Source organism: Clostridium sp. X (assembly GCF_055755365.1).
The window spans coordinates 1-14,382 of record NZ_CM146912.1 but is presented as its reverse complement, the minus strand read 5'-3'; the positions used below and the strand labels follow the sequence as shown (position 1 = coordinate 14,382).

Below are 14,382 nucleotides of genomic sequence, written 5' to 3'. Positions count from 1 at the left end.
ATGTATTTAATTAGAAATGAAATAAGATAGTATGGATTTTGATATAAGTATATGATACTATACACTTATATAGGTATATGGAAGATTTATCAAATATTTAAGGGGGCATATATATGAATACAAAAATATCTAAAATTGAAATCATAACGCGTCCGGAAAAGTTTGAAGATTTAAAGGGGAAATTGCAGGAAATAGGAATTACAGGGATGACTGTTTCTAATGTACTAGGCTGCGGAATGCAGAAAGGTTATACCAAGTATTATCGTGGTGTTCCTATTGATATTAATTTACTTGCTAAAATTAAAGTAGAAATTGTAGTTTGTGAAGTTCCAGTAGAGTTAGTTGTAGAAACAGCAAGAGAAGTACTTAATACGGGAGAAATTGGAGATGGCAAAATTTTTGTTTATGATGTTGCTAATGTTATACGTATAAGAACAGGTGAAGAGGGTAGAGATGCTCTAAGGAAGCAAGAATAGACTCATATATAATCATCCTCTACTTTTAAAAAATAGTAAATTTTAAAAGGAATCAGGGGATGATTTTTATTATACGGAAATAAAATAATAAAGCTATAACTAAATCGACAGAGTGAATTCTTTTATGATATTATATATAATGATATTATATATATAGTTTTAATTAAAATAATAAAGGCATAAACCAAGAAAAGGGAGTAAATTATTTTGCTAGAGAAAGCTAAAGAAATACTAAAAAGATACTATGGATACTCAGAGTTTAGGGTAGGTCAGGAAAAGAGTATAGTAAATATTTTAAATAAAAGAGATACCTTTGCAATAATGCCTACAGGAGCAGGTAAGTCTATCTGCTATCAGATACCATCACTTATTTTAGATGGATTAACTTTAGTAATATCTCCACTTATATCTTTAATGAAAGACCAAGTAGATGCTTTAAATAGTATAGGCGTAAAAGCTGCATATATAAATAGCACATTAAGTGCAACGGAAGTAGAGGATAGGATATTAAAGGCTCAATATGGACAGTATGATTTATTATATGTAGCCCCTGAAAGACTTGAGTCAGAAGTATTCTGTCAAACTCTAAGATGTATTAACATATCTTTAGTAGCTATAGATGAGGCTCACTGTGTATCACAATGGGGGCATGATTTTAGACCAAGCTATAGACAGATATCAAGATTTATAAAAGGAATGCCAAGTAGACCCATTGTAGCAGCTTTTACAGCAACTGCAACTGAAGAAGTTAAGGAAGACGTTGTAAGACTTCTAGAACTTCAAAATCCAGAAGTATATGTAACTGGGTTTGATAGAGATAATTTATATCTATCTGTGGTAAAAGGTGTTGATAAAAAAGATTTTATATTAGATTATGTGGATAATAATAAGGATAAGGTTGGAATTATATATGCAGCTACTAGAAGAGAAGTAGAAGTTATTTATGAAATGCTTTATAAAAAAGGATTTAAAGTAGGTAAATATCATGCAGGATTAAGTGAAAATGAAAGAAAAGATAATCAGGAAGCGTTTATATATGATGACATTAGCATAATAGTAGCAACTAATGCTTTCGGAATGGGAATTGATAAATCCAATGTAAGATATGTTCTTCATTATAATATGCCAAAGACTATGGAAGCCTATTATCAAGAAGCTGGTCGTGCAGGAAGAGACGGGGAGCCTAGTGAATGTATTCTTATATTTGGAGAACAAGATGTGGTATTACAAAAGTATTTAGCTGACCAAAACCTAAACTCTCCTGAGAGAAAAGTAAGAGAATATAGGAAAATTCAAATGATGGCTGATTACTGTCATACGGAGAGATGTCTTAGAGGATATATATTAGGATACTTTGGAGAACGTGAATATGAAGAAAAGTGTGATAATTGTAGCACTTGTAAAGATGATACTGAAATTACAGATATTACAATAGAGGCGCAAAAGATATTTTCATGTGTATTTAGAATGAATCAGAGATATGGAACAACGCTTATAGCATTAGTACTTAAAGGATCTAAAAATAAAAAAGTTGTAGAGCTAGGATTTGATAAATTATCTACATATGGAATTATGAAACAGTATAGTGAAAAGGAAATTAAAAATATAATTAATGTTTTAATTGCTGAAGGATATATGTGCCTTACAGAGAGTGAATATCCAGTAGTTAGGCTAACAGAAAAAGCTCTTGCTGTACTTAAGGGAAATGAACAAGTATTTAAGAAAATGCAAAGAAAAGTACAGAAGAAACAGACGGATAATTCATTATTTAATATCCTTAAAGAAGTTCGTAAAAGTATATCTGAAAGAGAAAAGGTTCCTCCATATATTATTTTTCCAGATGTTACTCTTAGAGAGATGAGTGAATATTTGCCACAGAATGAATATGCACTACTTCAAATTAAAGGTGTGGGAGAATCAAAACTAAAAAGATACGGGGAAGAGTTTTTAGATGCTATAAGAAAATACATTGAGGATAATAAGATTGAAATAAGCTCAGAAAATAAAACTGTTACTGAAAAAGATCCAAGTCATATAGTGACTTTTAACATGTATAAAGAGGGTAAATCTCTTGAGGAAATATGTAAAGAAAGAGATTTGAAAATCCTCACAGTCCAAGAGCATATTATGAAGGCTTCACTTGAAGGACTAGATGTTGATTTAAATGACTTTATTCCAGAGGAGCATAAAGAACAAATCTATAATGTAATTAAAAGAGTAGGAGCAGAAAAGCTTAAAACTATAAAAGAAGAGCTTCCAGAGGATGTAAGTTATATGAGTATTAAGGCAGTTCTTTGTATGATTCAAAAAGATTAAAAGGTGGGGTTAAATTGTTAGAAAATAGGGGCAAAGAATATTATAAGGATTTATCAATAAAGTTAAATAAGATAGTAGTTTATAGAAATATTTTTAAGGATGATATTATCCATGACTTAAAGTCATTAATCAATATGTTAAGCAAAGAGAAAAATGATATAAGTGAAGTAGAGAATTTATATTATAATCTGAACTTTAAGCTTATAAACAGAGCCGAAAGTTTGGGCTTAAGAGGAAATTTAATAGAGTCTTATGTATTATATTCTATATTAAAGGATGAAAATGTTTTTAGCTTAGTTTGTGAAAAATATAATGTAAATATAGAGCAGAGCATATACAATGTTGCAATTAAGGACATGGTTATTTTAAAGGAATTAATAAATCTAGATATATCTTATTTAAAAAAGATAATAGGGTTAGATGATAATGATATAGAAGAATATATTCCTACATTAAATAAAGACTCTATGACTGAATTTGAAGATTATAAAAAAAGAATTATGGAAGTAGAGTCTGTTAAGGAAATGCTTAGTGAGATAATTAAATACTATTATTCTGTTGGTGCTGGAGAAAGTGCAAACTATATTACATTTAGATGGAATAATGAAAAGGGACTTGTAGGAGTAAGAAACTATGATTCTATAAGTATGGATAGCATTATTGGATATAAACCTCAAAAAGAGCTGTTGATGAAAAACACAGAGGCTTTCATTAATGGATTTGAAGCAAATAATGTTTTACTTGTAGGTGCAAGGGGAACTGGAAAATCTTCTTCTGTAAAAGCACTTATAAATGAATACTCTAAAAGAGGACTAAGATTAGTTGAAGTAAAGAAAGAACAGCTTATTTATTTAAATGATATTTTAGAAAAATTAAGAGATAAGGGAAAGCGATTTATAATTTTTATAGATGATCTTTCTTTTGAAGAAGATGAGATTGAGTATAAGCAAATGAAATCTGTATTAGATGGTGGAATAGAAGAGAAGCCAAGTAACGTTTTAATTTATGCTACTTCTAATAGAAGACATCTAATAAAAGAAGTATGGAGTGATAATAAAGATATTTATGGTGAGGAAATTCATGCTTCAGATACAGTAAATGAAAAAATGTCATTATCAGATAGATTTGGAATTACTATTATGTATTCATCTCCAAACCAAAGAGAGTATCTAGAGATAGTTAAAGGTATTGCTAGCAATAATGGATTAGAGGTTGCAGCTGATACTCTTCATCAAGAAGCTTTGAAATGGGAACTTAATCAAAATGGTCGTTCAGGAAGAAGTGCTAAGCAATTTATAAATTATTTTAAAAGTACTATTGAATAGTTGGATTTAATTAAGATTTAGATATATATGAAGTATAAAATAGACATAAAAGATGCCTTCATCTTTTATGTCTATTTTTGTTTTGAGGTAAATTCTATGAGTGGATTTAGAGTTTTAGTAAATAATAGTTAAGAAGACATAAAAAAGTTGATTGCAAATGAAGTTTTTTGATTGAAAATAATTGATTTGTGTAAATGTATACAGTATAATAAAAGTATGGAGAGGGTGATGTAATGCTAACAGAAGAAAGGCACGAATTAATATTGACCATCTTAAAAAGGGATGGAGTAATCAAGGTGACTGACCTTGTTGAATGGACAAAAACATCAGAATCAACCATAAGAAGAGACCTTTCTGTATTAGAAGGTAAAAAAGCACTCAAAAGAGTTCATGGAGGAGCTACTTTACTCAAAAGAAGCTATAATGAACTAAATTATGAAGAAAAGCTAGTACAAAATAGTAATGAAAAGTCCAAAATAGCTAAATATGCAACAACGTTAATAGAAGAAGGAGATTGTATTTATTTAGATGGAGGTACTACTACATTTGAAATAATCAATTTCATTAACAAAAAAGATATTATTGTAGTTACTAATGGACTTAAGCATGTAGATGAACTTGTACGAAAAAATATAGATGCATATATACTTGGTGGAAAAATTAAGGGGAAAACAAAGGTAGTTGCAGGCTCAGATGCCCTAATGAATTTAAAAAGATTTAGATTTGATAAAGCCTTTCTTGGTATTAATGGTATCCATTTAGAATATGGATTTACAACACCGGACTCTGAAGAAGCTATTTTAAAAGAAAGTGCAATCCAGCTTTCAAAGGAAACATATATTTTAGCAGATGAGAGTAAATTTGGAGAGATTACTTTTGTTAAGGTTGCAGATTTAGATGCAGCTAAAATTATTACAAATAATAAAGCTGAAGATTACGAAAAATATGAAATAAAAACAGAGATAAAGGTTGTGATTTAAATATGATATATACGGTAACATTTAATCCATCCATTGATTATTTTCTTCAAGTGGATGACTTTGAACAAGGTAAGGTTAATAGAGCAAAAGCTAATTATAAATATCCAGGTGGTAAGGGAATCAATGTATCAAGGGTTCTTAACAGATTAGGAATAGAGAGTATGGCCTTAGGGTTTGTAGGAGGATTTACAGGAGAGTTTATTGAAAAATATTTAAGGGACGAAGGTATTGATACAGATTTTATTAATGTAAAAGAAGATACAAGGATAAACGTTAAGATTAAATCAAATGAAGAAACAGAAGTAAATGGGGAAGGTCCCAGAATAGATAAAAAAGAGTTGAAAGGACTATTTGATAAGATATCTAATTTAACTTCAAAAGACTTTTTAGTTCTTGCAGGAAATGTACAAAGTTCACTACCACGAAATATTTATTCTGAAATTCAGGAAAACTGTAGTAAAAGTGGTATAAAAATTGTTATAGACACAACAGGAGAGGCTTTAACATCAACTCTAAAAAATGAACCATTCTTGATTAAACCTAATATTTATGAGCTAGAGGAAATTTTTGGAGTTAAAATAAAAAATAAGGAAGATGTAGTAAGTTACGGAAGAAAGCTTATAGATTTAGGAGCAGAAAATGTAATTATATCTATGGGAGGAGAAGGGGCAATCCTAATATGTAAATCAGGAGTTTACTATGCAGAAGCACCAAAAGGAGTAGTTAAAAATTCTGTGGGAGCGGGAGACTCTCTTATAAGTGGATTCCTTGGAGAATATTCGAGAAGTTTAGATGTATTAGAGGCATTTAAATGGGGAGTTGCAGCTGGAAGCTCTACGGCTTTCTCTTTGGATTTATGTACAAAAGAAAATGTTGAAAAGCTATTAAATCAGGTAGTTATTACAAATTTAAATAAAATTATGGGGGGATTAATATGAATATAACAGATTTAATCAAGAAAGATACTATAATTTTAAATTTAAAATCATCAAATAAAGAGGAAGTTCTTAATGAACTTGCAGATAAGCTTCATAAGTCTGGAAAGTTGAATGATAAAGAAAAGTATATAAAAGCTATATTAAAAAGAGAAGAACAAAGTACAACTGGGATTGGGGAAGGAATAGCAATACCCCATGCAAAAACTGAGGCAGTTAAAATACCTGCTATAGCTTTTGGAAGGTCAATAAAAGGAATAGACTATGATTCTCTAGATGGAGAGCCGGCACATCTAGTGTTTATGATAGCTGCAAGTGAAGGTGCTCATAATGAGCATTTGGAAACCTTATCAAAGCTTTCAACACTACTTATGGATTCAGATTTTAGGGAGAAAATTTCAAAAGCTAGGACTGAAGATGAAATATTAAATCTTATAGACGAAAAGGAAAAGGAAGTTTCAGGAGAAGAAAAGCAAGAAGCTATTGAAATAAAAGGAAAAGTACTTGCTGTAACTGCTTGTCCAACAGGTATTGCCCATACTTATATGGCAGCGGAAGCTCTTAAAAATAAAGGAAAGGAAATGAATATAGATATTAAGGTTGAAACTAATGGTTCAACTGGAGTTAAAAATAGACTTACAGATGAAGAGATTAAAGAGGCTACTGCAATTATAGTTGCTGCTGATAAGGAAGTTGAAATGAATCGTTTTGATGGAAAAGTTGTTATTCAAGTTCCAGTTGCTGAAGCTATGAAAAAGCCATCAGAACTTATAAATAAGGCTTTAAATAAAGAAGGAAAAGTATTTAAAGCTAATGGAAAAGAAGAAGCAAGAATTGAAGAAAAAGGTGGAAGAAGAGTTTATAAGTATTTAATGAATGGAGTTTCTAACATGCTTCCCTTTGTTGTTGGTGGAGGGATACTAATTGCTCTTGCTTTCCTATTAGATTTTAACAATGCTGGTGCGCCTAATTATGGATCAGGTGCACCAATAGCTAAGTTCTTTATGGATCTTGGAGGAGTGGCTTTTGGATTTATGCTCCCAGTACTTGCTGGATTTATAGCTTCAGCTATTGCTGATAGACCAGGACTTGCACCAGGGTTTGTAGGAGGGGCTTTAGCATCAGCAGGTGGGTCAGGTTTCTTAGGGGCTTTAGTTGCTGGATTTATTGCAGGATATATAGTACTTGGACTTAAAAAGTTATTTAGTGGTTTACCACAATCTTTAGAAGGAATTAAACCTGTACTATTGTTTCCTCTATTTGGAGTATTACTTGTAGGGATAGTTATGAAGTTTGGTATCAATCCACCAGTAGCAGCTATAAATAATGCAATGAATGCTTGGTTATCAAGTTTAAGTGGTTCTAATAAAGTATTTTTAGGATTGATTCTTGGTGGAATGATGGCTATTGATATGGGTGGTCCTATAAATAAAGCAGCTTATGTATTTGGGGTTGCTTCAATCGCAGAAGGAAATGGACATATAATGGCTGCAGTAATGGCTGGCGGAATGGTACCACCACTTGGAATTGCTTTAGCAACTACTTTCTTTAAAAGTAAGTTTACAAAGTCAGAGCAAGAGGCTGGTAAAGCCAACTATGTAATGGGATTGTCATTTATAACAGAAGGAGCTATACCATTTGCAGCTGCAGATCCTAAAGCAGTATTACCTTCAGCAATTGCAGGTTCAGCAATTGCAGGAGCTTTATCAATGATATTTGGGGCATCATCACCAGCACCTCATGGAGGAATTTTCGTATTTCCATTAGTTAACAACTGGCTAATGTACTTAGTTTCAATTTTTGCTGGAGCGGTTGTAACGGCATTATTATTAAATGTGCTTAAAAAAACAGTAGATAGAAAATAATAATATAAGACTCTTGGTGTAAAGAGTTAATTGGAGGAATTTATATGGAAAAGATATTATTGGTAAAAAATGAAAGCGGAGTTCACGCAAGACCTGCAGGGTTAATGGTTAAAATTGCCAATAAGTTTAGTTCACATGTTGAAATTCAGTATAAAGATAAAAAAGCTAATGCTAAGTCATTATTATCAGTTATGGGCTTAGGACTTATTAAGGGAAGTGAAGTTACTATAATAGCAAATGGAGGAGACGAAGCAGAAGTAATAGAAGAATTTACAAAGTTATTTGAGAGTAACTTTGGGGAAAACTAATTAGAAATCCTCGATCTTAAGATCGAGGATTTCTGCATAAAAAAATAAGGAGGGACTTAATATGATAAAAGGAACAAATGCTTCACCAGGAATTGCATTAGGAAAAGCATTGATATTAGAACATAAGGAGTTAAAGATAGAGAGTAAAAACATAAGTAATATATTGCAAGAAGAACAAAAGTTTAAAGATGCCATAGAAAGATCAAGAAAAGAGCTTACAGAGATTAAGAATATAGCATTAAAAGAGCTAGGAGAAGAAAAGGCAAAAATATTTGAGGCTCATTTAATGGTACTTGAAGATCCAGAGCTAGTGGATAGAACTTTAGAAAAAATAAAAAATGAAAAAGTAAATTCTGAGTATGCTTTATATGAAATTAGAAACTCTTTTATTGATATATTTCAGTCTATAGACGATGAGTATATGAGAGAAAGAGCAGGGGATATAAAGGACGTAACAGATAGAATTATAAGAAATATACTAGGTGAAGAGAGCATTGACTTATCTAACCTACAGAATGAAGTTGTATTAGTATGTCATGATTTAACACCCTCAGACACGGCTACTATGGCAAAGGATAAGGTTCTAGCTTTCTTAAGTAACATTGGAGGAAGAACATCTCATAGTGCGATAATGGCTAGAAGCTTAGAGATACCAGCCGTTGTAGGATTAAAAGATATAACTTCTAAAATTAAAAATGGTGATTTTGTAATTTTAGATGGTGAAAGTGGAGAAGTTATTATAAATCCAGAGGAAGAAACTAAAAATAAATATATTAAATTAAAAGAAGAAGCTGAGAAAAAACGAAATGAATTAAAGCTATTAGTAGGAACAGAATCAAAAACTATAGATGGTCATATTGTAGAGCTATCAGGAAATATAGGGACACCAAATGATATTAACGGCCTCTTAAGAAATGATGCAGAAGGTGTAGGACTTTATAGAACTGAATTCCTATATATGAATAGAGGCACCCTTCCAAGTGAAGAAGAGCAATTTGAAGCTTATAAAAAGGTTCTTGAAGCTATGGCACCAAAGCCAATAGTAATTAGAACTCTAGATATAGGTGGAGACAAAGAACTTCCATATCTACAAATGGATAAAGAAATGAATCCATTCTTAGGTTATAGAGCAATAAGACTTTGTTTAGATAGAGTGGACATATTTAAAACTCAGCTAAGGGCCATGTTAAGAGCTAGCATGTATGGAAATTTAAAAATAATGTTCCCTATGATATCTAGCTTAGAAGAACTTTTAGCTGCAAAAGAGATACTAGAAGAAGTTAAAAAGGAACTAAATTCAGAAGGTGTTACTTATTCAAAGAAAATACAAGTAGGAATGATGATAGAAGTTCCATCAGCAGCTATGATTTCAGATATACTTGCAAAACATGTGGACTTCTTTAGTATAGGTACTAACGATTTAATACAATATACCTGTGCTGTAGATAGAATGAATGAGAAAATACACCACTTATATAATCAATTTAATCCAGCAGTTCTAAGGATGATTAAGCTAGTAATTGATAATGCTCATAAGGAAGGAAAGTGGGTAGGAATGTGTGGAGAGTCAGCAGGAGATAAGAGAATGATACCAATACTACTTGGAATGGGACTTGATGAGTTTAGTATGAGCCCAATATCTATACTTCCAGCAAGAAAGCTTATAAATTCATTGAGACTTGAAGATATGAGAAGACTAGCAGATAAAGTTTTAAAGCTAGAAAGTGTTAAGGAAATAGAAGATTTATTAGAAGACTAGCTACTTACTGATTAGAAAAGACTTAAGTTCTTAATAAATAGATGTTTAAGCATGTAAAAGAATAAACTAAGTGTATTATCGGAATATATTTTAAAATAAAAATGAGATTATACAGAAGTGTGATGAGCAGTCTATTTTAGCATAATTGACTATTCCATCACACTAATTTATTTTTTGAAATTGAGTAAGAGTGATAGGTATAGTATAATTTAAACTAGTATTATTATTTTCCAAAAATTCTAGGGGGATACTCCGATGTACTACAATCTTTTAATAAACTTATTTATCATTAGATTTTCATTGTTTTTAGGAGGACAAATTGTTAAAAACAATCCTATAGATGGGGATATATCACTGCGAAGCAAGATGTATGTGGGTCTGGCTGCTGGCATTACGGGTACAATTTTAATGATATACTCTATTCCACTAGAAAATAATATGATAATAGATTTAAGACACTTAGCTATTATTATAGCTGCAATATATTGTGGAACAGTAGCCATAATTATTTGTGCTATTGAATGTTCTGTGATAGGCTTATTTAATATATCGAGACTTAAAAAGCACATAATATATGGTTAGAGACATCATCAAAGAGTGTAAGAGATAAATGTGGAAACATAAAGGAGATTGTAAGTGTTTCAAGAGATATTACTTCGCGTAAAAGAATCGAAGAAGAATTAAGAATTGTTAATAAAAGATTATTAGCTATATTTAAAAATGTAGGAGTTGGAGTTGTATTAAAGGATGTAGATGGAAGGAATGTTTAAAGATTATTGCAAATACATTAAAAGAAACAGTAAAGCTACCAAATGATCTTATTACTAGATATGGTGGTGAAGAATTTGCTATTGTTCTCCCTAATATCAATGCAAAGCCTATTAGTCATGTAACTATAAGTATAGGAGTTGCATCCATAACACCTTCTATTTTGAGTACATATAAAGATTTTGTAGAAGAAACTGACAAAGCTCTTTATGTGGCAAAGAGAAAAGGAAGAAATAGAGTTGAATATAGTAATATAATATTAGAGTGATAAGAGCAGAATATATATAATATAAAAAATATTTAAGGAACTAATGAGGGTAATATACTATGAAAAGAATAAGTTTTAGAGAGTTAGGATTGAGTGAGGAAATATTAAAAGCTTTAGAAAAATTAGGTTATGAAAATCCATCAGAGGTACAAGAAAAAGCTATTCCATTTGTTTTTGAAGGTAAAGATATTGTAGTAAAATCAAAAACAGGTAGTGGGAAAACAGCAGCCTTTGGAATTCCTATATGTGAAAAAGCAGAGATAGAGGAAAGAAAACCTATAGCGTTAGTTTTAACACCAACGAGAGAATTAGCGCTTCAAGTTAAAGAAGATATCTCTAATATAGGAAGATTTAAAAAAATAAGAAGTATTGCGGTTTTTGGGAAGCAACCTATGGAAGAGCAAAAGATAGAACTCAAACAGAGAGTACATGTAGTAGTTGGTACACCAGGAAGAACTATGGATCATATAGAGCGAGAAAATGTAGATTTTTCAAAATTGAAATATTTAGTTATTGATGAAGCAGATAAAATGCTAAATATGGGTTTCATAGATCAAGTTAAAGATATTATAAAAAAATTGCCAAGAGATAGAATTACTATGCTATTTTCAGCAACAATGAGTGAAGAAATTGAAAACATATGTAATAAATATATGATGAGTCCTATAAATATAGAGATTAAGTCAGAAGAACTTGCTATTGAAAAAATACAACAAGTTTATTATGAAATTGAGGAGGAGAAAAAGTTTTCCTTACTTAATAAAGTAATTTATATAGAGAGACCAGATAGCTGTATTATATTTTGTGCTACAAAAGAAGAAGTAGATAATGTATTTAGAAAAATGAAAGAAAAAGGATATTCTGCTTTAGCTATACATGGAGGCATGGAACAAAAGGATAGGTTAGATACTATGGCACAATTTAAAAGAGGAGCAACTCAATTTTTAATTGCTACTGATGTTGCGGCTAGGGGAATTCATATAGAAGATATAACTCATGTTATAAATTACGATATATCAAAAGAAATGGAAAGCTATGTTCATAGAATAGGTAGAACAGGACGTGCTGGGAATAAAGGAAAGGCTATTACTTTTGTGAGTCAAAGAGAGTTATATTCTTTAGGTAGAATTGAAGAATATATAGGATATAAAATACCTAAAGAAGAACTTCCTACAGAAGAAGAAGTAGAACAGGGAAAGAAAATTTTCAAGGAAAAAATAAAGATAAAACCTAAGGTTAAAAAAGATAAGAGTAATGAATTAAATAAAGAGATAATGAAATTGCATTTAAACGCAGGAAAAAAGAAAAAAATTAGACCGGGAGATGTTGTTGGTGCAATTATAAGTATTGAAGGAATTACAGCAGATGATATTGGAATCATAAATGTACAAGATAATTTTACTTATGTTGATATATTAGATAAAAAAGGTAAGTTTGTGCTTGAACAGCTTCAAAATGTAACGATAAAAGGAAAGAAAGTTAGAGTTCAGAGAGCAGAAAAATAAGTTCTTGATTTAAAGGGCAAATTTATATAAAGTTAGTTATAATTCTATTAATTTGATGGCTACTGAAAAAGCGAAGCTTTTTCAGTAGCCTCTTATTTGCTTAGTGTTTTTTTATTATTTAATATTATTTATTTTACATCTATAGAGTGACTATCTAAATATTTTAGATCTTCATCGCTGAGCTTTGCTTTTGATTTTAGAATATCTACTGCAGCTTTAGGAAGGTAGGATTCTTCAGTAATCTCGTAGGGAAGTTTTAAATAATAAGCAACGAACATTCTTACAGAGGATGTACCTATTTCTGTGCCAGAATTTTTCAAACTCCCATAAATTGTTTCTAGGTCTTTTACCTTGAGAATGGATAAATTTGAAGATTTAATAGCAAAAGCTTGCCCAAGTATCTCTACAGGAATATTAAAAGAGACACTAATATCCTTAAATGTATAGGAACCTCTAATGTCAGCAGGATTATATTTACCAACAGCTTTTCCGGAAGTTATAGTGGCAGGAACTTTTGTGGATTCTGTTTTCCATAATCCAAGACCCTTGCTTACTCCTATTCCACCAAATAATATAACAATAATTACTAAGGGTAAAGCATGAGATTTTATCTTCATAACTTATTTACCTCCATTTGTAGATAAATTTACTGTATCACCTATAGGGCAAGCATACTCAGAAGTACATTGCATACATGAAATACATTGATGGTTACGTATAACTTGATATTCCGATACTTTAATATTCATTGGACAAACATTGTCACAAGTTTTGCAGGATATACATGTATTCTTGTTTTTTCTAATTTTAAAGATTCTAAATAGGTTAGTTATTCCAAGCACAGCACCATAAGGACAAGCATATTTACACCAAGGTCTTTCGATGAACATTGAAGAAATTATTATTATTAGTAGAATAACTATACTAGCTATTGAAACTTCACTTGTCCAGAAATTAAATAGAGCAAAGTATGGATCCACATCCGAGAAAACTATTTTAGCTGATATTGCAGTCATATAAAGCACAGTAGCTAAAAGTATATATCTTATAAATCTTAAATATTTATCGTATTTATATGGTATAAAGTTGTTATATTTTTTATTGAAAAGTTTTTTTCCTATTTTCCCTATCCATTCTTGGAAAGTTCCAAAGGGACATATCCATCCGCAAAATAAAGGACCAAAGCCCATGGCAAGAATAAATCCGATTATCATTAGAATGAATGAGGATTCATGAATTTTTTTTATAAAAGTTCCATCACTAAAGTATTGATAAATAGTTACAACGCCACCTAATGGACATATGGCATGAAGTGAAGCGCTGGAGAGTAAATATATACCGCTTCCATTTTCAATAAGGGTATGATTGATTGCAATAAAAGCAATAAGTATGAAGAAAAATATCTGAACCCAATTTCTAAATTTAAATTTCTTGTTTTTCATTAATATAATCTCCTTTTTAAAAATTATTATAGTCTTATTATAATGATAAGACTTGTTTAATCTATGATATATTTGTGATGAAATTGTAAAAAAAGAAAGGGTTAGAAGTGGGAGAAAACTTATATTTAATAAAACTCTTTAACTAAAATTATATAGTGGAAAGGGCTGAAGAATACATATCCTTGTGTGTCACTATATTTATTTTGGTGATATAAAGAGAAAATAGAAGCAATAAGTATTTTATTAAAAAATATAAGCTTTATTGGAGTTTTATTCAAAAGTAGTTATGATAAGATGTTCCTTGTCGCTTCGAGAGAGCGAAGAAAAAACAATTTCAACTAAAAAAAAGTCGTTGACAAAACAACTTAAAGTTGATACAATAACTAAGCTGTCGAAAGGCAGTAAAGAAAACTTGGTCTTTGAAAATTAAACAGA

At 30.6% G+C, this 14,382-nt stretch carries 14 protein-coding genes; 12 read left to right on the top strand and 2 right to left on the bottom strand.

The annotated features are described in order from the left end of the window. Positions 1–113: 113 nt before the first annotated feature. The 12 genes from ACX0KU_RS00070 (at position 114) to ACX0KU_RS00015 (ending at position 12,505) form a co-directional block, all read left to right on the top strand. Entirely contained in the window at positions 114–476 is a 363-nt protein-coding gene (locus tag ACX0KU_RS00070) for a P-II family nitrogen regulator (protein WP_472990914.1), read from the top strand. Between the two features lie 207 nt (positions 477–683). Beyond that, the gene (gene recQ / locus ACX0KU_RS00065; RefSeq protein ID WP_472990913.1) at positions 684–2,792 is read left to right on the top strand and encodes a DNA helicase RecQ; all 2,109 of its coding nucleotides are present in this window, start codon (positions 684–686) and stop codon (positions 2,790–2,792) included. Between the two features lie 14 nt (positions 2,793–2,806). Next, the gene (locus tag ACX0KU_RS00060; protein WP_472990912.1) at positions 2,807–4,117 is read left to right on the top strand and encodes an ATP-binding protein; all 1,311 of its coding nucleotides are present in this window, start codon (positions 2,807–2,809) and stop codon (positions 4,115–4,117) included. 233 nt (positions 4,118–4,350) lie between these two features. After that, positions 4,351–5,097, top strand: coding sequence for a DeoR/GlpR family DNA-binding transcription regulator (locus ACX0KU_RS00055; protein ID WP_472990911.1), 747 nt, complete (start codon positions 4,351–4,353; stop codon positions 5,095–5,097). Between the two features lie 2 nt (positions 5,098–5,099). Continuing rightward, the gene (gene pfkB / locus ACX0KU_RS00050) at positions 5,100–6,035 is read left to right on the top strand and encodes a 1-phosphofructokinase (RefSeq protein ID WP_472990910.1); all 936 of its coding nucleotides are present in this window, start codon (positions 5,100–5,102) and stop codon (positions 6,033–6,035) included. Next, on the top strand, positions 6,032–7,897 hold the full coding sequence (locus ACX0KU_RS00045) for a PTS fructose transporter subunit IIABC (RefSeq protein WP_472990909.1): 1,866 nt from the start codon (positions 6,032–6,034) through the stop codon (positions 7,895–7,897). The genes pfkB and ACX0KU_RS00045 overlap by 4 nt, the downstream gene beginning before the upstream one ends. A 44-nt stretch (positions 7,898–7,941) precedes the next feature. After that, positions 7,942–8,205 (top strand): HPr family phosphocarrier protein, encoded by a 264-nt coding sequence (locus ACX0KU_RS00040; RefSeq protein ID WP_472990908.1) that lies wholly within the window; start codon positions 7,942–7,944, stop codon positions 8,203–8,205. Between the two features lie 61 nt (positions 8,206–8,266). Then, positions 8,267–9,964 carry a phosphoenolpyruvate--protein phosphotransferase gene (ptsP, locus tag ACX0KU_RS00035; RefSeq protein ID WP_472990907.1) on the top strand — a complete coding sequence of 566 codons (1,698 nt, stop codon included), beginning with the start codon at positions 8,267–8,269 and terminating at the stop codon, positions 9,962–9,964. A gap of 255 nt (positions 9,965–10,219) precedes the next feature. Then, complete coding sequence (locus tag ACX0KU_RS00030; RefSeq protein ID WP_472990906.1) at positions 10,220–10,546, top strand: LytS/YhcK type 5TM receptor domain-containing protein; 327 nt, start codon at positions 10,220–10,222, stop codon at positions 10,544–10,546. After that, positions 10,537–10,734, top strand: coding sequence for a PAS domain S-box protein (locus ACX0KU_RS00025; RefSeq protein ID WP_472992477.1), 198 nt, complete (start codon positions 10,537–10,539; stop codon positions 10,732–10,734). Before ACX0KU_RS00030 ends, ACX0KU_RS00025 begins: the two co-directional genes overlap by 10 nt. Further along, entirely contained in the window at positions 10,704–11,000 is a 297-nt protein-coding gene (locus tag ACX0KU_RS00020; protein ID WP_472992475.1) for a GGDEF domain-containing protein, read from the top strand. Before ACX0KU_RS00025 ends, ACX0KU_RS00020 begins: the two co-directional genes overlap by 31 nt. A gap of 59 nt (positions 11,001–11,059) precedes the next feature. Continuing rightward, positions 11,060–12,505, top strand: a complete 1,446-nt coding sequence (locus tag ACX0KU_RS00015; RefSeq protein ID WP_472990905.1) for a DEAD/DEAH box helicase — start codon at positions 11,060–11,062, stop codon at positions 12,503–12,505. 128 nt (positions 12,506–12,633) lie between these two features. Here the strand turns inward: ACX0KU_RS00015 and ACX0KU_RS00010 are convergent, their stop codons facing one another. Then, complete coding sequence (locus ACX0KU_RS00010) at positions 12,634–13,122, bottom strand: hypothetical protein (protein WP_472990904.1); 489 nt, start codon at positions 13,120–13,122, stop codon at positions 12,634–12,636. Positions 13,123–13,125: 3 nt separating this feature from the next. Then, entirely contained in the window at positions 13,126–13,947 is an 822-nt protein-coding gene (locus ACX0KU_RS00005) for a 4Fe-4S binding protein (protein ID WP_472990903.1), read from the bottom strand. Between the last annotated feature and the right edge of the window lie 435 nt (positions 13,948–14,382).

Excerpts from the sequence above, each read along its gene's own strand:
- ACX0KU_RS00070 (WP_472990914.1), top strand. The coding sequence starts at position 114 with ATGAATACAAAAATATCTAAAATTGAAATCATAACGCGTCCGGAAAAG.
- ACX0KU_RS00055 (WP_472990911.1), top strand. The coding sequence starts at position 4,351 with ATGCTAACAGAAGAAAGGCACGAATTAATATTGACCATCTTAAAAAGG.
- pfkB (WP_472990910.1), top strand. The coding sequence starts at position 5,100 with ATGATATATACGGTAACATTTAATCCATCCATTGATTATTTTCTTCAA.
- ACX0KU_RS00045 (WP_472990909.1), top strand. The coding sequence starts at position 6,032 with ATGAATATAACAGATTTAATCAAGAAAGATACTATAATTTTAAATTTA.
- ACX0KU_RS00040 (WP_472990908.1), top strand. The coding sequence starts at position 7,942 with ATGGAAAAGATATTATTGGTAAAAAATGAAAGCGGAGTTCACGCAAGA.
- ptsP (WP_472990907.1), top strand. The coding sequence starts at position 8,267 with ATGATAAAAGGAACAAATGCTTCACCAGGAATTGCATTAGGAAAAGCA.
- ACX0KU_RS00030 (WP_472990906.1), top strand. The coding sequence starts at position 10,220 with ATGTACTACAATCTTTTAATAAACTTATTTATCATTAGATTTTCATTG.
- ACX0KU_RS00015 (WP_472990905.1), top strand. The coding sequence starts at position 11,060 with ATGAAAAGAATAAGTTTTAGAGAGTTAGGATTGAGTGAGGAAATATTA.
- ACX0KU_RS00010 (WP_472990904.1), bottom strand. The coding sequence starts at position 13,122 with ATGAAGATAAAATCTCATGCTTTACCCTTAGTAATTATTGTTATATTA.
- ACX0KU_RS00005 (WP_472990903.1), bottom strand. The coding sequence starts at position 13,947 with ATGAAAAACAAGAAATTTAAATTTAGAAATTGGGTTCAGATATTTTTC.